Below are 21,450 nucleotides of genomic sequence, written 5' to 3'. Positions count from 1 at the left end.
AAGGTCATGGCTGACCACCAGCGTGCGCGGCTGGCGTCAGGCGAAGGTCGCTGCAGCGGGGAAGGCGATGGGAGAGGCGCGGGGGTTGAGCGCAGGGCGCAGGTAGCGCGGCGGCGGTTGTGCCCAACTGCGCGCTACGATGGGCGAGGGTGTATTGCCCTGGGCCCGGGCGAAGGCCCAGGCGGGGCTGGCCAGCGGTACGGCCAGGGCAAAGGACGAGCACACCGGGCAATCGAGCTGGGCCATGTGCTGATCGCTGCCGCTGTCGCCCAGGTCGATGGCCGGGCCGTGGTCGTTGGAGAGCGAGCAGAACCCCCCCTCCAGCCCGGCCAGGCGCAGGCCACTCATCTGGCCATGGTGCAAGCCGCACAGCAATAGGCTGAACAGGACGCTGGCATAGAGCGCCCAGGCAGTCAGCGCGCGTGTCTGGCGGGAGGTTTTCATGGTTGGCGAATCTACCATCCGGGCGGATGAACGGTATAGCGCGGCGGTGTGGTGGAATGTCGCGGCAATGCCGGTGGGCCTGATCGCGGGACAAGCCTAGAGCGCGTCGTCATTGCGCGGTGCGCCACCGCCTGGGCTGCCGGAATCATCCAGGTCGCCACTGTTGCCGGTGCCGGGCCCTGCCTCCCCAGGCTTGCCATGGGCGGTGCCGTCGCCGCCGGTGTTGTCGGTGTCGTTGCCGTCAGTGCCAGTTCCGCTGCCCAGGCCATCGCCCGGTGTGCCGGAGCCCATCGGGCCCCTGTCACGGTCGATGGTGCCGGTGCCGGGTACCTGCTCGCTCGGGGTGCGCTGGGTGTTCGGTTCGTTCGCTGCCAGCGCCACGGAGGCGCCAGCGCCCAGGCAGAGGGCCAGGCCCAGGGAAAGGACGCGCGCATGCTTCATCGGGAATCTCCCATCCAGGTGTCTACTGCGTTCGAGCGTGACCAGGCTCGCGCAGTGCCGACGTCCTGACGGACGGAACAGGCTGGCCCTTCAGCGGGCGTGCTCGGCAACCACCCGGTTGCGCCCGTTCTGCTTGGCGGCATACAGCACCCGGTCGGCACGGTTGAGCACATCGGTCGGGGTTTCATCCCCCTGTGCATCCCAGCAAGCGACCCCGAGTGAGATGGTGATGGCGCCCACCGGCTCGATCGGTGTGTCCTGCACGCCTTTGCGCAGGCGTTCGGCCACGGTCGTCGCGACCTCCAGGCTGGCCTTGGGCAGCAGGATGAGGAACTCTTCGCCGCCGGTTCGACACAGCACGTCGCCCTCGCGGCAGCAACGGCGCATCAGTTCGGCCAGGCACTTGAGCACCTGGTCGCCGACGTCATGGCCGTGGCCGTCGTTGATCCGCTTGAAGTGGTCGATATCCAGGGCCACCACGCAAAAGCCGTGCGCCTCGGCCTCCAGCAGCGCCAGGCTGAATTCCAGGCGCCGACGGTTACCCAGCCCCGTGAGCGGGTCGGTCTGGGCGTCGCGGTTGAGCCGGCCGATGCGTTCCTGCAGCAGGTTCAGGCCGAACAGCAGCGCACGCTTGAGCTCGGCGGCCTCGAAGTACCAGGCGCGCACTTTGTGCAGGCGTTCCGCCGTGCCGGCCCTGTCCAAGGTGCGTGTGGCGGCTGCCAGCTGGCGCAGTGGGCGGGTGATGGCCAGGGCCAGCCACCAAAGCACCAGGGAGCCGACCAGGGCCAAGGGGGCGGAGATACCGACCACATCGAGGATCAGGCGCCGCAGCGGCATCACGGTCTGGGCCAACGGCTGCTGGGCGACGATGCCCCAGCCGGTGCTGGGCACCGTGGCGAAGCCTGCGAGCATCTCCACGCCGTGGGTGTTGGTCACCTGCTGCGTGCCGTCACCCAGGGTGGCGATCCGATCGACCAGGGCGTTGCCGCTGACGACCGTGCCCACCCGCTGGGTGTCAGGGTGATAGAGCAGGCGACGGTTACGGTCGACCACATAGAGATAGGCGCCGTTCTTGTAGAAGTGCTTGTCGAGCAGGCTGTTGAGGATGTTGTGCTCGCGCAGGTACAAGCTGCCACCCACGTAGCCCAGGTACTGGCCGTCGGGGCTGAAGATCGGCTGCGACAGCATCACCACCAGGTTGTTGGCGGTTGAAAGGAATGGCGTCGAGATCAGCGTCTTGCGTGCTTGCAGTGCCTGGGTCGCGCCCGGGGTGTGCAGGCGGGTGCCCAATACCTTGCGCAGAGGGGCTGGCGAAATGGCTCGGAGCACGCCCTGGGCATCGACCAGGTACACCGAGTTGAAGGCATGGCTCTGGCGCAACACGCGTTCGGTCTCGGCTTGCGTGAGCTGTGCATCGCCCAGTTGCCCGCCCTGTACCGTAGCGCTGAAAGCCAGCTGCTGCAGGGCAGTGCCCACGAACGTCTCGGTGATGGCTGCAAGCTTCGCGGCATACACCCGGTTGGCCTCCAGCGCGTGATCGATCAACAACTGGCGCTGCACGCGATAGCTGGCGAAATAGCTGGTCAACAGCATTACCGTGGCGGTGAGCGCCGACAGCATGAGGATCAACGTGCGCAGATCCAGGCGCAGGCCTTTCTTGGCGTGTGGCAATCCAGACCTCAACAGCGGGAAAGAGTGACAACCTTACCTGTTATACAGAGTAGTAGCCATGGGGCATCAGGGGGCCGCGCCGGTATTTCATGGCGTGGCCTGCTCCAGTTCGCTCAGGTCCTGCTCGACCTGCTGCATGCGCTGCTCGGCCAGCGCCTGGGCTTTCCCATCGTTTGCGCTCTCGCGCATCAGGGCGGTGAGTTTTTCGCTCAACTGCCTGCCCTGTTCGGTTTCCTCCAGCGCCCTGGCCTTGGCAGGGTCCTGGGTGGCGATGACGATCAGGTCGAACTCGGCATCGCTGAAATGCGCCTCGCTGTAGAGCCTGAACAGGTCCTGACGTTGGTCTTCGACGGTCAGGTGCTTGCGCACCACGGCCTGGATCTGCTCTTGGGACAGCCCCGGATGCTTGGGTGCGAGCAGCGCGGCGATCTTGTCGATGTTGTGCTCGTAGGCTTCCTGCAGTGGCAGGTTGGCCAGGATCTTTTCTTCGCGGCTGGGCTCCTGGTCGCAAGCGGCCATGGCTGCGAGCAGGAGCAACGGGATCAGGCATCTGGGAAGGCGGGGCATCGATCGGGCCTTGGGCTGGGTCTGGCGAGCAGTTTACTGTAGATCTCAGCGCCCGCCACCCAACGGATATTCCACGGCCAGGCGTATCTGGTCGGCATCCAGCTCCGCCTGGGCAGTATTGCCACGGTGGACGTTGTGCCGTAGCGAGAAGGCCATGCCCTTGGCTGCGCCATCCTGCACTACGTACCGCGCTTCCAGGTCTCGTTCCCAATGCCTGCCACCCTTGCCGTAGCCCAGGTAGGCGTAGCCGCCGGCCGGGTCGACGTGGCTGCCATCGATATCGAACCCGCGCACATACAAGGCTGTCAGGTTCAGGCCGGGAATACCGAAAGCGCCCATGTTCACGTCGTAGCGTGCTTGCCAGGATTTCTCGTTGGGTGCGTTGAAATCGGACAGCTGCACGGCGTTGCCCAGGTAGATCGCGCCGCGGGTGACGTAGTCGAACGGTGTATCGCCATCGACCTGCTGCCAGCCCAGGCTGAACGTATGCGGGCCCTGGGTATAGCGCGAGAGCAGGTTCCAGGTGGTGTTGTCGATATGCCCGGACAACGCCTTGCCGGTGTCGGTGGTGCGGTACAGGTTCAGTTCCAGGCTCAAGCTGCGGTGTTCATCCAGGGCATGGCTGAGGGTGCCGCCCAGGTAATGCTGGCGCCAGGTATCGGCGTAGCGCGAGGTATAAAGGCTGGCGTTCATGGCGCTGCTCGGGTTCCACACGATGCCTGCTAGGTCGAAGCTGTCGCCCTGGCGTGCGTTCGAATAATTCACGACGAAACCCTGATCATGGCTCGAGGCATTGCGGTCGGTGTTTTCGGTGAAATGGCCGGCCACCAGCTTGAGGGTGTCGATCTCGTTGCTGGTGAGAAACAGGCCCGTGGCCGTTTCGGGCAGCAGGCGGCTGTCGGAGGCACTGAACACTGGTGTCTTCACCCGTTGTTCGCCGTAGGCCAGCACGGTGTCGGCCAGACGCAGCTTGAGCGCTGCGCCGCCACGGCTGTAGCTGCCTTTGGGATGGCCGTCGTTGTCTAGGGCCAGCAGGCGAGCCTTGCCGGCACGCCCGCCGCCGCTGTCCAATTGCACACCGAGGTAGGCATGGGCGTCGACACCGATGCCCAGCAACCCTTGGGTGAACCCGGACTGGACGGTACCCATCAGGCCGTAGGCCCACTCCTCAGCCTTGCCACTGCGTCCGCTGCGTGGCTTGTAGGCATTGCGGGCAGCACCGTTGCGCCCGCCATGGCGATAGTCGCGCTGGTCGAACACGGTGCGGTTGAGCAGGCTCCAGGTACTGTCTTGGATAAAACCGTTGGACCGCGCCTGGGCCGACTCCGCCAGGGCCACCGGCGAGGCACCGAGCAGCGGCAGCAGCAGGGCAGCGCGCAGCGACTGCCTTGGCCTGGACGTGATGCGGGCATGCATGGGGCTGGGCTCCTGTCGCCTTAGAAGTACTTGAGCCAGGCGATATCGCGGCGGCGGGCCTTGAGCCGGGCGAACGCGCGCACCGGCAGGAACAGGGCGATGGCGAGCAGGATCGCGCCGAGCCAGACCGCCCCGATGCCATCGAAACCGAAATAGTCACCCTGGTTCAGGCCCCACAGCGCGACGCTGGCCAGGTACAACAGCTTCAGCACGTAAAGGTGCAACAGGTAGAAGAACATCGGAGCTGCGCCGAACACTGCCAGTACTCCGATCCAGCGTGCCTGCCCAGCGCGCTCGAAGGCTCGCAGCAACAGCAGGCCGAGGCCCAGGGTCAGGGCCAGGAACAACAGCGACGGTGGGTATTTGGTGATATTGAAGAAGCTCATCAGCGTCTGGGGCGCGGTCGGGTAACCGCTCCATGGCGCTTCGCCATAACCGTTGAGCAGGCGCAGGGCGAAGAAGCCCAGCAGTGCGGCGATGCCGAGCAGCAGCAAGCGCTGCTGGCGTGTGCCAGCATCGCTGCCGCGGGCGAACCAGGGACCCAGACCATAGCCCAGCGCGATCACGCCGATCCACGGCAGCACCGGGTAGGAAGTGCGCAAGCGCAGATGCTCGCTGAACTGAAGCCAACCCCGATCATGCAGGATCGCCCAAGGTGCATGCAGGGGGGAGCCAGGTTCGAAGTGCAGCCCATCGAGCAGGTTGTGCCCGGCGACGATGGCGATGCCGATGGCCAGCAGGGCCGGGCGTGGCAGCCAGACCAGCAGCGACAGGGCGATCATGCTCACGCCGATGGCCCAGATCACTTGCATGTAGATCACGCTCGGTGGCAGCTGGAAGGTCCAGGCGAAGTTCACCAGGGTGAATTCCAGGGCTACCAGGAACAGGCCGCGCTTGAACAGGAAGGCGCATACGTCGCCGCGGCCCTGATGCTTCTCGCCATAGAGCCACGCCGACAGGCCGGTCAGCAGGACGAACACCGGCGCGCACAGGTGCGCCAGGGTCCTGCTGACGAACAGGCTTGGCTCGGTGGTGTCGATGGCCATCGGATCGCTGACCTGGCGATGCAGGAAGAAGGTCTCGCGGACATGGTCCAGGAGCATGAACAGGATCACCAGGCCGCGCAGGGCGTCGATGCTTTGCAGGCGCTGGGTGAGCAGGGTGGGGGTGGCTGAGGCGCTTGTCATGATGGGGCGGGGAGGTCTTGTCGTTGAATTGAAATGTTATCTTATAACTTTTTTGGGGTGGCAAGACAGCGCTTTTTGTGTTGTGCAGGGGATAGGTCGGAAGGTAGGTGGTGCCCGTGAGATCCAGCGCCGCGCGGGCGGCGCTCGATCTCGCAGGCGGCGAAGCTGTCGCGTCGAACCTCAGGGCGCCCCGAGTATCCCCATGACCTTGTCCCGAAGCTGGTCGATCCCGAACGGCTTGCCGATCATGTGCATCCCCTGGGGCACGTCCAGCGTTTCAGCGTAACCGCTGGCGAACAGCACCGGCAGCGTCGGGCGCAGCGCGCGGGCCCTGGCGGCCAGCTCCTCGCCGCGCATGTCTGGCAGGCCCACGTCGGTCATCAGCAGCGCCAGGGGCTGACCCGGATCTTCGAGTACCTCCAGCGCAGCAGCGGCGCTATCGGCTTCGATCGCGATATAGCCCAAGTCGCCGAGCACTTCGACGATCAGCATACGTACGATGTCGTCGTCTTCGACTACCAGAAGCTGCATCATGAGGGTCCTGTTCATAGAGGTGATCTTTATTGGGTGCCCGGGAGGGCGGTAGAAGTTCCCCAGCATAGCGGGCGATGCATGACGATGGAACGATTGCTGCGGGTCGCCTTCAAATACTGGCTAAGTGCCCTGCCAGAGCCGGCAAAGCTGGTTAGACTCGCTATGAAGCCGGTGGCGCAGTGGCCACCCAATCCAATGGACTTTTTTCGCTCGGGCGTTTTCAGATGATTCAAGCAGCCTCGATGGACCAGCAGAGCTTTCGCAAGCTGTTGCGCCGCAACGTCAGCTTGCCGCTAGGTGTAGGCCTGCTGGGGGCCGTGGCGTTTGTCGCGGTGATCAACTATTTGTTGTCGGCCATGCAATGGGTCGAGCACACCGATCGGGTGATCGGCAATGCCAATGAAACAGCCAAGCTGGCGGTCGACATGGAAACCGGCATGCGCGGTTTCCTGATTTCCGGAGACGAACGTTTCCTTGACCCGTACGAGGTGGCCAAGCCGCGTATTTTCAACAGCCTCCAGGCGCTTCGCTCGCTGGTGGCGGACAACCCACAGCAGGTCGAGCGCATCGACCGGTTGGTCGCCTTGCAGGGTGCCTGGAACGACTTCGGTGCCCAAATGATCGCCTTGCGGCGCAACCAGGGCGATTACCAGGCAGCCATCGGCGATGGCCGTGGCAAACGCTTGAGCGATGGCATCCGCAAGGAGTACGACGACCTGATCGCTGCCGAGCAACAGTTGCGCATGGCACGCAACGAGGCGGTGAGCCGCGTGACGATCCTGCTTGCCAGCGCGTTCGTGTTGTTCATCGTGGCGCTCACGGCCTTGCTGGCCTATCTCGGACGCCGCGACCTGCTGATGCTTTCCGATAGCTACCTGGAGAATCTGCACGCCCAGCGACGGGCAGCCGAACACCTGGAACACCAGGCCTGGCTGCGCAACGGTCAGACGCAACTGGCCGAACAGGTGCTCGGCCAACTGACCCTGCCCATGCTCGGTGACAATATCCTGCGGTTCTTCGCCAGTTACTTGGGCAGCGTGGTCGGCGCTTTCTATGTGCGTGACGAACAAGGGCAGCTGGTGCGCGTGGCCAGTTACGGCTTGGGCGTGGAACAGCAAGCCCGCGGACAGCAGGTGTCCAGCCACGAAGGTTTGTTGGCCGAGGCGGTGCGCCAGATCCGCCCGCTGCGCCTGGATGACCTGCCCGCCGATTACCTGCGCTTGAGTTCGGGCCTGGGCGAAGGCCTGCCGCGCAGCGCATTGCTGATGCCAGCGAGCGACGACGGCCAGGTCAATGGCGTGCTCGAGCTGGGCTTCCTCAGGCCGTTGCAGGAGCGCGATGCCCAGCTGTTGCAACAGGTTGGCGGCAACCTGGGGATTTCCATCGAAAGCGCACGCAACCGTCAACGCCTTCAGGAGGTGCTGGCCGAGACCCAGCAGCTCAACGAAGAATTGCAGGTGCAGCAGGAAGAACTCAAGACCGCCAACGAAGAGCTCGAAGAGCAGTCGCGCATCCTCAAGGAATCCCAGGCCCACCTGGAAACCCAACAAGCGGAATTGGAGCAGACCAACGAGCAGTTGGCCGAGCGTACCGATGCCCTGGACCGCAAGAACGGCGAGCTGAACCTGGCGCAGTTGGAGCTGCAGGCCCGCGCCGAAGACCTGCAGCGTACCAACCGCTACAAGTCCGAGTTCCTGGCCAACATGTCCCATGAGCTGCGCACGCCGCTCAACAGCTCGCTGATCCTCGCCAAGCTGCTGGCAGAAAACGGCGAGGGCAACCTCAGCGATGAACAGGTGAAGTTCGCCGAGTCCATCTATTCGGCCGGCAACGACCTGCTTAACCTGATCAATGACATCCTCGATATCGCCAAGGTCGAAGCCGGCAAGCTCGACGTGCGCGCCCAGGTCACCCCGGTCGAGGGGCTGGTGCAGGGCGTGCAGGCCCTGTTCGAGCCCTTGGCCCAGGACAAGGGCCTGGATTTCACGGTGCAGGTCCAGCCGCAGGTGCCGGCGACCCTGTTCACCGACCGCCAACGCCTCGAACAGATCCTCAAGAACCTGTTGTCCAACGCGATCAAGTTCACCGAGCGTGGCCAGGTCAGCCTGACCATCGGCCACGAGGTCGGCCAGGGCGTGCGCTTCAGTGTGCGCGATAGCGGCATCGGTATCGAAGCCGACCAGCAACAGGCGATCTTCGAGGCGTTCCACCAGGTCGATGGCACCAGCAACCGACGCTATGGTGGTACCGGTCTGGGGCTGTCGATTTCCCGAGACTTGGCACGCCTGCTGGGCGGGCAAATCACGGTACAAAGCACGCCGGGGCAGGGCAGTACATTCAACCTGATTCTGCCTGAGCAATACGAAGGCGCACCGGCCCAGATCCAGGCGCCGCAGGTTGCCAAACCGGCGGTCCAGGCTGCGCCGCCGGCACCGCCAGCGCCCCGCAGGGCTGTCTTCGCCGATGACCGCGAGCGCGCGCCCTTCGCCAACCGCTGCATCCTGGTCGTGGAGGACGAGCCGAACTTCGCCCGCATTCTCTTCGACCTGGCCCACGAGCTAGGCTACAACTGCCTGGTGGCCCAAAGTGCCGACGAGGGCTACGAACTGGCCGCTCAGTACACGCCCGATGCCATCCTGCTGGACATGCGCCTGCCGGATCATTCGGGCCTGACGGTGCTGCAGCGGCTCAAGGAGCAAGCCGCTACCCGGCATATCCCGGTGCACGTCATCTCTGTGGAGGATCGCGTAGAGGCCGCCATGCACCTGGGGGCGGTGGGCTATGCGGTCAAACCCACCAGCCGCGAGGAGCTCAAGGCGGTGTTTGGCCGCCTGGAGGCCAAGCTCACCCAGAAGCTCAAGCATATCCTGCTGGTGGAGGACGACGACCTGCAACGCGAGAGCATCGCCCGGTTGATCGGCGACGACGACATCGAAATCACCGCCGTGGCCCTGGCCCAGGACGCCCTGGCACTGTTGCGCGAGAACGTCTACGACTGCATGATCATCGACCTGAAACTGCCGGACATGCTTGGCGACGAGCTGCTCAAGCGCATGACCTGCGAACAGATCCGCGCCTTCCCGCCGGTGATCGTCTACACCGGCCGTAACCTCACCCGTGAGGAAGAGGCCGAGCTGCGCAAGTATTCCCATTCGATCATCATCAAGGGCGCCCGCTCGCCGGAGCGCCTGCTCGACGAAGTCACGCTGTTCCTGCACAAGGTCGAAGCGCAGCTGTCCCATGAGCGCCAGCGCATGCTCAAGACCGCGCGCAGCCGCGACAAGGTGTTCGAAGGGCGCAAGATCCTGCTGGTCGATGACGATGTGCGTAATATCTTTGCCTTGACCTGCGCCCTCGAGCAAAAAGGTGCCATCGTCGAGATCGGCCGTAACGGGCGCGAAGCTATCGAGCGCCTGGAGCAGCATGGGGACATCGACCTGGTACTGATGGACGTGATGATGCCGGAGATGGATGGCTACGAGGCCACGCGGTTGATCCGCCAGCAGCCCCGCTGGCGCAAGCTGCCGATCATCGCGGTGACCGCCAAGGCCATGAAGGACGACCAGCACCGCTGCCTGCAGGCCGGCGCCAACGACTACCTGGCCAAACCGATCGAGTTGGACCGATTGTTTTCCCTGATCCGTGTCTGGCTGCCGCAATTGGAGCGAATTTGACTAGCGAACGTAGTACCGATATCGAGATCCGGCTGCTGATAGAGGCGATCTACCTCAAGTACAGCTACGATTTCCGCGATTATTCCGGCGCTTCGATCAAGCGCCGGATCCTGCATGCCGTGCGTCAATTCGATTGCCCCACGATTTCGGCATTGCAGGAGCGGGTGTTGCACGACCCGAGCATGTTCATGCAACTGCTGCAATACCTGACGATCCCGGTCAGCGAGATGTTCCGCGACCCAGGGCACTTCCTCGCCTTGCGTAATGAAGTGGTGCCGCTGCTACGCACCTGGCCGTCGCTCAAGGTCTGGATCGCCGGGTGCAGCACGGGTGAGGAGGTCTATTCCATGGCCATCCTGCTGCGCGAGGAAGGGTTGCTGGAACGCACGATCCTCTATGCCACCGACATCAACCCCTATTCGTTGGAAAAGGCCAAGCAAGGCATCTATGCGATGCACGACATGCAGGCCTACGCCGAGAACTATCGCCAGGCCGGTGGCCGCCGGGACTTCGCCGAGTACTACACCTCGGCTTACGGCAACGCCATCATGGACAACAGCCTGCGCGACAACGTGACCTTCGCCGACCATAGCCTGGCGACCGACAGCGTGTTCTCCGAGACGCAGTTGGTGTCCTGCCGCAACGTGCTGATCTATTTCAACAAGCAGTTGCAGGATCGCGCCCTGGGCCTGTTCCACGAGTCGTTGTGTCACCGCGGCTTCCTGATCCTGGGCAGCAAGGAATCGGTGGATTTTTCCGCCTACAGCGGCCGATTCGAGGCGCTGATGCGGCCCGAACGGATCTATCGCAAGTCATGAATGGCGTGCAAGCGGTGGTCATCGGTGCCTCGGCGGGTGGCGTCGCGGCGTTGTTCACGGTGCTGGGTGCGTTGCCGGAGGGCTTTGACATCCCGGTGTTGTGTGTCCTGCACCTGCCTGACGACCGCCATAGCCAACTGGCCGGGGTGCTGCAGCGCCGGCTGCGCCGACCGGTACGCGAGGCCTGTGACAAGGCGCGTATCGAGCCTGGGCTGATCTATGTGGCCGGCCCTGGGTACCACCTGTCGGTGGAGCGGGACCGCAGCCTGTCGTTGAGCCAGGAGGAGCCGGTGCATTTCTCTCGCCCGGCAATCGACTTCCTGTTCCAGTCGGCGGCCGATGCCTACGGCCCTGGCCTGCTCGGCGTGCTGCTCACCGGGGCCAACGAAGATGGCGCCCAGGGGCTGCTTCATATCAAGAACAGCGGAGGCCGGACCGTGGTCCAGGACCCTCGCGACGCACAGGTCGCGCTGATGCCGGAGGCCGCACTGGCCCTGCATCGGCCCGATCATATCCTTTCCCTGAGTGGTATCGGGCAACTGCTCGCGACCCTGGAACCCAGCGCATGCTAAGCAATATCATCGCCAAACTGCTGATCGTCGACGACCTGCCGGAAAACCTGCTGGCCCTCGATGCCCTGATCCAGGGCCAGGACCGTGAAGTGCACCAGGCCCAGTCTGCCGAACAGGCGCTGTCGCTGTTGCTCGAGCATGAGTTCGCCCTGGCCATCCTCGATGTACAGATGCCGGGCATGAACGGTTTCGAACTGGCCGAACTGATGCGCGGCACCGAGAAGACCAAGAACATCCCCATCGTCTTCGTGAGCGCTGCAGGTCGCGAAATGAACTATGCCTTCAAGGGGTACGAGAGCGGCGCGGTGGACTTCCTGCACAAGCCGCTCGATACCCTGGCGGTCAAGAGCAAGGTATCGGTGTTCGTCGACCTGTTCCGCCAGCGCAAGGCCCTTGGGCGTCAATTGGAAGCCCTGGAGCGTAGCCGTGAGCAACAGGCGCAGTTGCTGGCTGAACTCGAGGTGGCGCGTGGCGAGCTGGAGCGCGCGGTACGCATGCGTGACGACTTCATGTCGATTGTCTCGCACGAGGTGCGCACGCCCCTCAATGGCCTGGTCCTCGAGACCCAGCTGCGCAAGATGCACCTGGCCAAGGGCAACCTCGAGGCCTTTACCCAAGAGCGCCTGCAGGCCATGGTCGAGCGCGACGAGCGGCAGATCAACAGCCTGATCCGCCTGATCGAGGACATGCTCGATGTTTCGCGTATCCGCACCGGCAAGTTGTCGCTACGGCCCAAGGCGTTCGACCTGGGCCAGCTGGTGCGGGGGCTGGTGGAAAACTTCACGGCCCAGGCCGCTGCACTGGATACTCACATCGAACTAGAGCGTTGCGAGGCGTTGCCGGGGGAGTGGGATGAATTTCGCATCGAGCAGGTGGTGGCCAACCTGCTGTCCAACGCACTGCGTTACGGTGAGCGGCGACCGGTGCAGGTTCGTGTATTCGAGCAAGGCGGCAAGGCGTGGGTACAGGTGCAGGATCAGGGGATTGGCATCAGTGCAGCCAACCAGCAGCGAATCTTCCAGCAGTTCGAGCGAGTCGCGGCGCAGCAGGTCAGTGGTGGGTTGGGGTTGGGGCTGTATATTTCCGAACAGATCGTCCAGGCCCATGGCGGCCATATCCGGGTCGACAGCGAGGAGGGCAAGGGTGCAACCTTCAGCCTGTGCCTGCCGTTGGCTGCTGTGCGACAACAAAGCGACCAAGCCCGGGCAACCTCTGCCTGAGGCTGGGGTCTGATGGCCAACCTATTGAATCCCAAGGCGAAGTCATGAGTGAAGATGCACAAGATGTGGTACTGGTCGTCGAGGATGAGCCGGCGATTCGCATGATCCTGCGCGACTACCTCGCAGGGGAGGGTTACCACGTATTGGTGGCCGAGGACGGCGAGCAGGCGTTCGCCATTCTGGCGAGCAAGCCGCACCTGGACCTGATGGTCACGGACTTCCGCTTGCCGGGTGGGATCTCGGGGGTGGACATCGCCGAGCCTGCCGTCAAGTTGCGGCCGGACCTGAAGGTGATATTCATCAGCGGGTATCCGGCCGAAATCCTTGAAAGCCAAAGCCCGATTGCGCGCAAGGCGCCCATTTTGGCCAAACCGTTCGACCTGGACAGCCTGCGCGAGCAAATCCAGATGCTTTTGCAGTAAAGCCTGCTTGTTCGCTTAAAGCGTTGCGGTGCCTGTGAGATTGCGCGGGGTGTGCGATCCCCCAGGCACCGAAGCCGCTGCGGCGAACATCGTGTCTACAGGCTCAAGCGAGCTCGAGCCAGATCGGTGCATGGTCGGAAGGCTTTTCCATCCCGCGCAGTTCATAATCGACACCCGCCGCCTTGAGCCGCGGTACCAGCCCTTGAGAAGCCATGATCAGGTCGATCCGCAGCCCCCGCTTGGGCTCATCCTCGAACCCGCGGCTGCGATAGTCGAACCAGCTGAACCGGTCGGCCACTTCTGGGTGCAGGTGACGGAAACTGTCGACCAGCCCCCAGCCCTTGAGCCGCTCCAGCCATTCGCGTTCTTCTGGCAGGAAACTGCATTTACCCGTGCGCAGCCAGCGCTTGGCGTTGTCCGCGCCGATGCCGATGTCGCAGTCCTGGGGCGAGATGTTCATGTCGCCCATCACCAGCACGGGCTGGTCGCTGCGGAACTGGCCTTCCAGCAACCCCTGCAGGTCGCTGTAGAAGCGCTGTTTGGCGGGGAACTTGGTGGGGTGGTCACGGCTTTCGCCCTGGGGGAAATAGCCGTTCATGACGGTGATGGGGGTGCCGTGCGCATCGGCGAAGGTACCCCAGATGAACCGCCGCTGGGCATCTTCCTCATCGCTGGCGAAACCTTTGTACAACGCCAGCGGCTCGCGCCGTGACAACAGCGCTACACCGTAGTGGCCTTTCTGGCCATGGTAGTGCACGTGGTAACCCAGAGCCTGGACATCAGCCAACGGGAACTGATCGTCGCTGACCTTGGTTTCCTGCAGGCCAATCACGTCCGGCTGGTGCTTTTCGATCAGCGCCGCCAGTTGGTGCGGGCGCGCACGCAGGCCGTTGATGTTGAACGAGACGATCTTCATGAAAAGACAATCCTGACAAAAATTGGGATGCTATCCGACATCCGCCCCCTCTGCCAGCATGGCACCCTCCTGTCCGCGCTGCTAATGTGCCGTATGCAACGGCATGGCACGGGGCTTGCTCCGCTGAATGATGGTTTTTCCAGAAAGGATTTCGCAATGCCTGACGTCGACGCCCAGCAGGTTCGCATCTGCCAGCTGGATGACGGATACCGTGGCGAGGTCCGCCAGGTGCTCTATCACGCCTACCGCCACGACCCCACCTTCGCCTACGTGCTCGAAGCCCACCGCCCGGGTTACGAGCGCCGCCTGCGGGCCATGCTGCGGGCCTGGGTGGGGCAGCATTTTCATCTGCAACTGCCGGCCATGGGCCTGCTGATCGACGACCGCCTGGTCGGGCTGGCGCTGATCGTACCGCCAATGCGGCGCCTCGGGGTGGCAGACAGTTGGGCGTGGCGCCTGCGCATGGCCTTGGGTACGGGCATCGGCTGTACCCGTCGCTATCTCGACTTCCAAGCAGCCTTGGCGGCCTGCGTGCCGCAGGGCAGGGTGTACCTGCTCTCCTTGCTCGGGATACAGCCGCAATTTCAGGGGCAGCGTTTCGGCGAGCAATTGTTACAAGCTGTGCATGGCTGGTGCGCCCAGGCACCAGGCGCCGAGGGCGTGCTGCTCAATACAGGCAATGCCCATTCCCTTGCGTTCTATCAGCGCCAGGGGTACCAGCAAATCGGCGAAATCGCGGTCGGCCCCATTCGCGAGCGGGTGTTTTTCCGGCCCCAACCCGTCTTGCCGGGACCAGTCGCTGCATGAACCGTGCGACAAGCGGCACCCTGGAGGGCCCGCCTCTGGTAGCATGCGCCGCATGACGTATTCAGGAAGACTAAGCTGGGGCCTGATCCTTTGGGTCGCCAGTACCACCGTATGGGCGCAGAGCGAACTGCTGGTGCGGGTGAAACCGGCCAACAAGGCGCTCAAGAGCAATGTCGAAGGCTATATCGGCAGCCTCGGGAACCGCGACGAGGAGGCCTTGTTGCGATTCAGCCGTGGTGCCCAGGAACAGGCGCGCAAGGCTGCCCAGGCCCTAGGCTACTACCAGGCGCAGATCGACACCGAAGTCAGGCCGCCGAGCGCGCAGGACAAACCACCGCAACTGATCATCCAGATCGAGCCGGGTGAACCTGTTCACCTGCGCAACGTGACCGTGCGCATCGAAGGGCCGGCCAGCGAGCTGGCGGCGTTTCGAGTACCCGACAGCAAGGCCTTGCGCCCTGGCGAGCAGCTCAACCACGGCAGCTACGAGGATGCCAAGCGGCTGATCCAGAACCAGGCCTCGCGCTACGGATTCTTCAGTGGCCACTTCACCCGCCAGCGCCTGGCGATCGACCCTCAGGCCGGCATCGCCGATATCGAACTCATCTACCAGAGCGGCCCGCGCTATCGCATGGGCTCCGTGACCTTCGGTGGCGATACGCCGCTGGACAACGACCTGCTGCAGCGCATGGTCTCTTTCAAGCCAGGCACGCCCTACGACTCCGAGCTGATCGCCGAACTCAACAATGACCTGCAATCGAGCGGCTATTTCGAAGGCGTGCGGGTCGACGCGGCGCCGACTGGCGCAGTCAACGAAGAAATACCGGTGGAGGTCCACCTGCAAACCCGCAAGCCGCGCACCATGGGCTTGGGCCTGGGCTTCTCGACGGACGTCGGCCCGCGCGGCAAGGCCAACTGGACCCGCCACTGGGTCAACCCACAGGGGCACAGCTATGGCTGGGAGACCGAACTGTCCGCCCCTCGGCAGAACGTCGGCCTGTGGTACGACATCCCCCTGGACCCGCCGCTGACCGACAAGCTGCGTTTTGCAGGTGGCTACCAGAACGAAGAAATCGCCGGCACCGATACCTTGAGCAAGCTGCTGACGGTCGGCCCGGAGTGGCACAGCAAATTGCCCAGTGGCTGGCAGCGGGTGATCTCGCTCAAGTATCAGCGCGAGGAGTATCGGCTGGGCGATGACTCTGGGCTCAGCAACCTGTTGATGCCAGGCGTGAGCTTCTCCTATCTGCGCAGCGACAATCGCATCGACCCACACAACGGCTACCGCCTGCAATTCGACCTGCGCGGTGCCAAGGATGGGCTGGTCTCGGACACCAACCTGCTGCATGGCAACGTCCTGCTCAAAGGCCTGACCACCCTCGGCCAGAACCATCGTTTGCTCGGGCGCGTACAGTTCGGTGGCAGTGCCACCAATGGCTACAAGCAGAACGTCCCGCCATCGCTGCGCTTCTTCGCCGGTGGTGACCAGAGCGTGCGTGGCTATGACTACCAGAGCCTGTCACCTAAGAACAGCGACGGCGACCGCATCGGTGGCCGCTACCTGGTGGCCGGGAGTGTCGAGTACCAGTATTCGGTGGCGGACAAGTGGCGGGTGGCGACGTTCATCGACCAAGGCAACTCCTTCAATTCGCTGGAATTGCCCAGCCTCAAGACCGGCGTCGGGATCGGCGTGCGCTGGGTGTCACCGGTCGGGCCATTGCGCCTGGACCTGGCCCATGCACTGGATGACGACGGTGGTATCCGCTTGCATTTCTCCATGGGGCCTGAGCTGTGATGCGCGTGTTCAAACCCATTCTCCTGGCGCTGCTGGGCCTTCTCGTGCTGGTCGCCCTGATGCTGGGCCTGCTGTTGGGGACCGAGGCGGGCAGCCGCTGGGCCCTGGCGCGGGTGCCGGGGCTCGAGGTCACCCATTTCCAGGGCCGCCTGGGGGGCAGTTGGCAGGCTGAACGACTGGCCTGGGCCGATGGCGCGAACCAGGTCCAGGTACAGTCAGCGCAGCTGGCCTGGTCGCCGCTGTGCCTGCTGCGCGCCACCTTGTGCCTGGAGCGGGTGCAGGCCGAGCAGGTCAACATGGTGTTCGCCCAGAGTGAGGCACCTGCCGACAGCGGGCCGCTGCAACTGCCCAGCTTGAAGCTGCCCATCGCCATCGAGCTGGGCGAGGTCAAGCTCGGGCGTTTGCGCCTGGATGGCGACGATGTGCTGGGCGATATGCAACTGGCGGCCCATTGGGCGGCCAACGGCCTACGCATCGACACGTTGCGAGTGCAGCGCGATGACCTGCGCCTGGACCTGCAAGGTGATCTCAAGCCCGAAGCCGATTGGCCTCTGCAGGTGACCGGCACGCTGCAGTTGCCCGAGGTGCAAGGCAAGCCCTGGCAACTGGCGTTGGCCATCAAGGGTGAACTGCAGAAGTCGCTCGCCATCGACGCGACCAGCAGTGGTTACCTGGACGCGCGCCTCGAAGGCCAGTTACAGGCCCTGGCTGAACATTTGCCGGCCACCCTTAGCATTCGTGCCGACGCCTTCAAGCCGGCGGCATCGTTGCCGGATACCGTACAACTGAACCAACTGCGGCTCAACGCCACGGGCGACCTGCTCAAGGGCTATCAATTGGCAGGTTCGGCCAGCCTGCCGGCCGAACAGGGCCCCATTGGCCTGGTAGTCGGCGGCAAGGTGGACGCCAAGGGCGCTCGCCTCGATGCCCTGGACCTCAATGCCAGCGACACCCAGCGGGTCAAGCTGCGAGCCAACGCCGACTGGCAGCAGGGCCTGAAGGCCGATGCACAGATCGATTGGCTGGACTTTCCGTGGTTGCGCCTCTACCCATTGGAGCAGGCGCCGCAAGTCACTCTCAAGCGTTTCAACGCCCAGGCGCACTACCGCGATGGCAGCTATACGGGCACCTTCAGTGGCGATCTTGATGGGCCAGCCGGTGCCTTCAACCTAACCAGCCCGTTCGACGGCGACCTGGCCCAGGTGCGCTTGCCCGCGCTGGCATTGAGCGCAGGGCAGGGCAAGGCAGCTGGCAGTGTCGCGGTCCGCTTCGCCGATACCCTGGCCTGGGATGTCGACCTTCAACTGTCTGCGCTCGACCCGGCCTATTGGCTGGCGGAGCTGCCGGGCACCCTGGCCGGCCCATTGCGTAGCAAGGGCGAACTGAAGAACGAGCGTCTGCAACTACAGGCGCAGCTCGACCTCAAGGGGCGTCTGCGCGGGCAACCGGCTGTGCTCAAGGTACAGACCGAAGGGGCAGGGGAGCGCTGGACGCTCGGCAGCCTGGCGGTGCAACTGGGCGACAACCGTATCAACGGCAGTGCCAGCCTGGAGCAGCGCCTGGCCGGGCGGATCGACCTTGACCTGCCGCGCCTGGGCCAGCTCTGGCCCAGACTGCAAGGGCAGGCCAAGGGGCGATTGGACCTGGCCGGTACCCTGACCGCCCCGCAGGGCACGCTGACCCTGCAAGGGCAACAATTGGGCCAGGCCGAAAATCGTATCCAGCGCCTGGACCTGGAGGCGCGCCTGGACAGCGCCCAGCGCGGGCAAGTCACGCTCAAGGCCGGCAATATCCGCGTCGGCGAGACCGCATTGGGTAACCTGGACGTCGACGGCAAGGGCGATATCCACCAGCAGGCCGCCACCCTGGCTCTCGATGGGCCACAGCTCAAGCTGGACCTGGCCCTGGACGGCCAGCTGGCCAAGGGCGACTGGCGTGGGCGCCTGGCCTCCGGGCGTATCCAGGCAGGCGGCCAGGACTGGCGCTTGCAAGCCCCAGCGAAGCTGCAGCGCCTGGCCAGCGGGCAACTGGACTTCGGCGCCCATTGCTGGCGCTCCGGCCAGGCGAGCCTGTGCGGCGAAGACCAGCGCCTGGCGCCGGAGCCGCGGCTGCGTTATCACCTCAAGCAGTTCCCGCTGGACAGCCTGGCCCAATGGTTGCCCAAGGACTTTGCCTGGCAGGGCCTGCTCAACGCCGATATCAATCTGGACATGCCGGCAGCCGGGCCCAAGGGCACCTTGCGGGTCGACGCCAGCGACGGAACGTTGCGCGTTAGAGACAATGGGCGCTGGGTCGATTTTCCTTATCAGGCGCTGCGCCTGGACAGCACGCTTGCCCCGCGCCGTGTCGACACCCGCCTGGATTTTCGTGGCCAGCGCCTGGGCGAGCTTTCCCTGGTTACCCGGCTCGACCCGCTGGGCAAGGACAAACCACTGACCGGCGACTTCCGCCTGGCCGGCCTGGACCTGTCGATCGCCCGGCCGTTCGTGCCGATGGTCGAGCGCCTGGCCGGCCAGCTCAATGGCAGCGGTCGGTTGTCGGGTACGCTGTTGAACCCTCAGGTCACGGGCAACCTGGCCCTGAGCGGCGGCGAAGTGAGAGGGCCGGAGCTACCGATCAGCCTCGAAGGCCTCTCGCTGCAGGCCCTGATTGCCGGCGAGCAGGTACAGGTGCAGGGCAACTGGCAGAGTGGGCCGGCCGGGCGCGGTCAGCTCGATGGCAACCTGACCTGGGGGCAGGCATTGGCGATGGACCTGCGCCTGCGTGGCCAGCAGTTGCCGGTGCACGTCGAGCCTTACGCAGACCTGGAGGTTGCCCCCGACCTGAACATCCGCCTGGTCGATGAACGACTGGCGATCGCCGGCAAGGTGCTGGTGCCCAAGGGCAAGATCACCGTGCGCGAACTGCCGCCCTCGACCGTCAAGGTCTCCGATGACACGGTGATCGTCGGCGAGCAGACCGAAGAGGGCAAGCCGCCGATGGCCATGGACATCGATGTCGAGGTGGGGCGCGACAAGCTGTCGTTCAAAGGCTTTGGCCTGACCGCCAACCTGCTCGGCCACGTGCATATCGGCAACAACATGGATACCCGTGGCGAGCTCAGCCTTGCCGAAGGGCGTTATCGTAAATATGGCCAGAACCTGATCATCCGGCGGGCACGCTTGCTGTTCGCCGGCCCTATCGACCAGCCGTATCTGGATATCGAGGCGATCCGCCGGGTCGATGATGTGATCGCGGGTATTCGCCTGAGCGGCAGCGCCGAGCAGCCGACCACCAAGGTGTTTTCCGAACCTGCCATGAGCCAGGAGCAGGCGCTGTCCTACCTGGTATTGGGCAGGCCCCTGGCGACCAGCGGCGAAGACAACAACATGCTGGCCCAGGCAGCCCTTGGGCTGGGGTTGCTGGGCGGCGAGGCGCTGACCGGCGGGCTGGCCTCGAGCCTTGGCATCGAAGATTTCCAGTTGGGTTCCGAAGGTACGGGCAACAGCACCAGCGTGGTTGCCAGCGGCAATATCACCGAGCGCCTCAGCTTGCGCTATGGTGTCGGGGTGTTCGAGCCGGCCAACACCATCGCCCTGCGTTACAAGCTGAGCAAGAAGGTGTACCTGGAGGCGGCAAGCGGTCTGGCCAGCTCGCTGGACATCTTCTACAAGCGGGACTTCTAAAACCCGCTCAGCGAACGGTCGCTGCCTCAATGAACTCGTTGGACGCCTCATCCCCAGCAGGTGGGGCGTTCTGGCGCTGGGGCACGATGAGGTTGGTGTATTCCTCGATCAGGCGGTTGATCGCCTCCGGCGGTTCGCACGCCTGGAACTGCATGCGGATCTGCACTTCGTCCGGGTCACGCTGGTCCCCGCGACGTCCATTGGCCCCGACGGTAACCTGGAAGCGGGCCGTGCCATTGCAATGGGCGTCCTTGTGCGGCTCGCCAGATGCCTCTATCCCGTTGACCCTGACCGAAAGGTCGACCTGCATGCGCTCCAGGGCCAGGCCTCGTGGAGACACCAAGGCAATCAATGGAATCTGCAAGGTGTGTTGGCCATCCATGGCGATCTCCACCATCTTGGCTTTCATCGGGCTACCCAGTTTCTCGGGGTCGTAGTCGAAGAACTGATCGAACAGCTTGATGTACTGCTGGGCGATCAACGTATTGGTGGCGGCGGCTGCTTCCTGTAGGCCGCGGGTGATGTCCGACAGGTCGCTCGATGTCATGGGGGCTTGGCTGGTGGGGCGGGTATCCACGCAAAGAATTCCTCGATAGGTGCACGGACCCCCGCTCGGCGGCGGGGGCAGGGGTGGGCGGCCAAGGCGGCGGAGTCAGTTACCCGAGTTGGGCAGTTCCGGGGTGGTTTCCTGTGGCAGGTTGGGTGGGGTGTCCTTGATCACGGTCGGCTTGGTGGCGGCGTCGGTCAGGTAGTCCATGACCCGTTGCAGCGCCTCGGGTGGGTCTTGTCGGCGTACCGTGGTATTGAAGGCATAGCGCGCCCGTGTGTCGCTTTTGCGGGTCTGTTCCGATTTATGGCTGGCACTGGCCTTGACGTTCAGCTTGAACGGCCCCCAACCCAACGAGGCTTCCCCGTCGCCGCTGAACTCGGAGTTCGAGCGGGTTTCGGCCATTTGGTTGATGGTCAACTCGAACTCGACCCGGCCCTCTTCGATACAGATATTGGGATGGGTGATCGCCGCCATCAACGGAATCTGCATGACTCGGCTGACGGTCCCTTGATGCAGGCCTTGCTCGTCTACGAGGGTTTCGTCGTAGTTGAATTCGATGGCGACCGCCTTGCCATCCTTGATGCAGACCTGCATGAGGAAGTCGGCATAGGATTGGCTGGCAGTGACCTGGGCGTCGATCATCGCCTGCAAGGGCGCTGCGATCATGCGGTCCATGGGCAGTGCATTGATGACCGAGCCGATCAGGTTGTTATCGATGGACATTGTGCTTGTTCCTTTTTAGTGGTGCTGG

At 64.0% G+C, this 21,450-nt stretch carries 18 protein-coding genes; 8 read left to right on the top strand and 10 right to left on the bottom strand.

What is annotated here, in order from left to right; genetic code table 11:
* Nucleotides 1-36: 36 nt before the first annotated feature.
* The 7 genes from IRZ56_RS00185 to IRZ56_RS00155 form a co-directional block, all read right to left on the bottom strand.
* Entirely contained in the window at nucleotides 37-444 is a 408-nt protein-coding gene (locus tag IRZ56_RS00185) for a DUF2946 family protein (protein WP_196143048.1), read from the bottom strand.
* Between the two features lie 96 nt (nucleotides 445-540).
* On the bottom strand, nucleotides 541-885 hold the full coding sequence (locus tag IRZ56_RS00180; RefSeq protein WP_196143047.1) for a hypothetical protein: 345 nt from the start codon (nucleotides 883-885) through the stop codon (nucleotides 541-543).
* A 90-nt stretch (nucleotides 886-975) separates the two neighbouring features.
* Complete coding sequence (locus IRZ56_RS00175) at nucleotides 976-2,556, bottom strand: sensor domain-containing diguanylate cyclase (RefSeq protein ID WP_196143046.1); 1,581 nt, start codon at nucleotides 2,554-2,556, stop codon at nucleotides 976-978.
* Nucleotides 2,557-2,643: 87 nt separating this feature from the next.
* A complete protein-coding gene (locus IRZ56_RS00170; protein ID WP_196143045.1) occupies nucleotides 2,644-3,123 on the bottom strand; it encodes a hypothetical protein in 480 nt (159 codons plus the stop codon).
* Between the two features lie 45 nt (nucleotides 3,124-3,168).
* On the bottom strand, nucleotides 3,169-4,539 hold the full coding sequence (locus tag IRZ56_RS00165) for an OprD family porin (protein ID WP_196143044.1): 1,371 nt from the start codon (nucleotides 4,537-4,539) through the stop codon (nucleotides 3,169-3,171).
* Nucleotides 4,540-4,559: 20 nt separating this feature from the next.
* Nucleotides 4,560-5,726, bottom strand: coding sequence for a DUF1624 domain-containing protein (locus IRZ56_RS00160; protein WP_196143043.1), 1,167 nt, complete (start codon nucleotides 5,724-5,726; stop codon nucleotides 4,560-4,562).
* 180 nt (nucleotides 5,727-5,906) lie between these two features.
* Entirely contained in the window at nucleotides 5,907-6,257 is a 351-nt protein-coding gene (locus IRZ56_RS00155; RefSeq protein WP_196143355.1) for a response regulator, read from the bottom strand.
* Between the two features lie 227 nt (nucleotides 6,258-6,484).
* Between IRZ56_RS00155 and IRZ56_RS00150 the strand changes: the two genes are divergently transcribed.
* Genes IRZ56_RS00150 through IRZ56_RS00130 form a run of 5 tightly spaced genes read left to right on the top strand, consistent with a single transcriptional unit; the run spans nucleotide 6,485 to nucleotide 12,966 of the window.
* Nucleotides 6,485-9,934, top strand: coding sequence for a response regulator (locus tag IRZ56_RS00150; protein ID WP_196143042.1), 3,450 nt, complete (start codon nucleotides 6,485-6,487; stop codon nucleotides 9,932-9,934).
* Nucleotides 9,931-10,752 (top strand): CheR family methyltransferase, encoded by an 822-nt coding sequence (locus IRZ56_RS00145; RefSeq protein ID WP_196143041.1) that lies wholly within the window; start codon nucleotides 9,931-9,933, stop codon nucleotides 10,750-10,752. Before IRZ56_RS00150 ends, IRZ56_RS00145 begins: the two co-directional genes overlap by 4 nt.
* Nucleotides 10,749-11,324 carry a chemotaxis protein CheB gene (locus IRZ56_RS00140; RefSeq protein WP_196143040.1) on the top strand — a complete coding sequence of 192 codons (576 nt, stop codon included), beginning with the start codon at nucleotides 10,749-10,751 and terminating at the stop codon, nucleotides 11,322-11,324. Before IRZ56_RS00145 ends, IRZ56_RS00140 begins: the two co-directional genes overlap by 4 nt.
* Nucleotides 11,318-12,544 carry a hybrid sensor histidine kinase/response regulator gene (locus IRZ56_RS00135; protein ID WP_196143039.1) on the top strand — a complete coding sequence of 409 codons (1,227 nt, stop codon included), beginning with the start codon at nucleotides 11,318-11,320 and terminating at the stop codon, nucleotides 12,542-12,544. Before IRZ56_RS00140 ends, IRZ56_RS00135 begins: the two co-directional genes overlap by 7 nt.
* Before the next feature lie 44 nt (nucleotides 12,545-12,588).
* On the top strand, nucleotides 12,589-12,966 hold the full coding sequence (locus tag IRZ56_RS00130) for a response regulator (protein ID WP_196143038.1): 378 nt from the start codon (nucleotides 12,589-12,591) through the stop codon (nucleotides 12,964-12,966).
* A 103-nt stretch (nucleotides 12,967-13,069) separates the two neighbouring features.
* Here IRZ56_RS00130 and xthA read toward each other — a convergent pair whose 3' ends face one another.
* A complete protein-coding gene (gene xthA, locus IRZ56_RS00125) occupies nucleotides 13,070-13,882 on the bottom strand; it encodes an exodeoxyribonuclease III (RefSeq protein WP_196143037.1) in 813 nt (270 codons plus the stop codon).
* 156 nt (nucleotides 13,883-14,038) lie between these two features.
* Between xthA and IRZ56_RS00120 the strand changes: the two genes are divergently transcribed.
* Genes IRZ56_RS00120 through IRZ56_RS00110 form a run of 3 tightly spaced genes read left to right on the top strand, consistent with a single transcriptional unit; the run spans nucleotide 14,039 to nucleotide 20,149 of the window.
* On the top strand, nucleotides 14,039-14,689 hold the full coding sequence (locus IRZ56_RS00120; RefSeq protein ID WP_196143036.1) for a GNAT family N-acetyltransferase: 651 nt from the start codon (nucleotides 14,039-14,041) through the stop codon (nucleotides 14,687-14,689).
* 52 nt (nucleotides 14,690-14,741) lie between these two features.
* The gene (locus IRZ56_RS00115) at nucleotides 14,742-16,484 is read left to right on the top strand and encodes an autotransporter assembly complex protein TamA (RefSeq protein ID WP_196143035.1); all 1,743 of its coding nucleotides are present in this window, start codon (nucleotides 14,742-14,744) and stop codon (nucleotides 16,482-16,484) included.
* A complete protein-coding gene (locus IRZ56_RS00110; RefSeq protein WP_419183241.1) occupies nucleotides 16,481-20,149 on the top strand; it encodes a translocation/assembly module TamB domain-containing protein in 3,669 nt (1,222 codons plus the stop codon). Before IRZ56_RS00115 ends, IRZ56_RS00110 begins: the two co-directional genes overlap by 4 nt.
* 7 nt (nucleotides 20,150-20,156) lie before the next feature.
* Here IRZ56_RS00110 and IRZ56_RS00105 read toward each other — a convergent pair whose 3' ends face one another.
* Together IRZ56_RS00105 and IRZ56_RS00100 are read right to left on the bottom strand one after the other, a co-directional pair.
* Nucleotides 20,157-20,696: a DUF2589 domain-containing protein gene (locus tag IRZ56_RS00105; protein WP_196143354.1), complete on the bottom strand. Its 540-nt coding sequence runs from the start codon at nucleotides 20,694-20,696 to the stop codon at nucleotides 20,157-20,159.
* 105 nt (nucleotides 20,697-20,801) lie between these two features.
* Nucleotides 20,802-21,422: a DUF2589 domain-containing protein gene (locus tag IRZ56_RS00100; RefSeq protein ID WP_196143033.1), complete on the bottom strand. Its 621-nt coding sequence runs from the start codon at nucleotides 21,420-21,422 to the stop codon at nucleotides 20,802-20,804.
* Nucleotides 21,423-21,450: the final 28 nt, after the last annotated feature.

Origin of the sequence: Pseudomonas guariconensis, from assembly GCF_015680235.1 — a bacterium.
In the GTDB taxonomy this organism is placed as follows: domain Bacteria; phylum Pseudomonadota; class Gammaproteobacteria; order Pseudomonadales; family Pseudomonadaceae; genus Aquipseudomonas; species Aquipseudomonas guariconensis_A.
The sequence above is the reverse complement of the archived record's forward strand: the minus strand, read 5'-3'. Positions and strand labels throughout refer to the sequence as shown.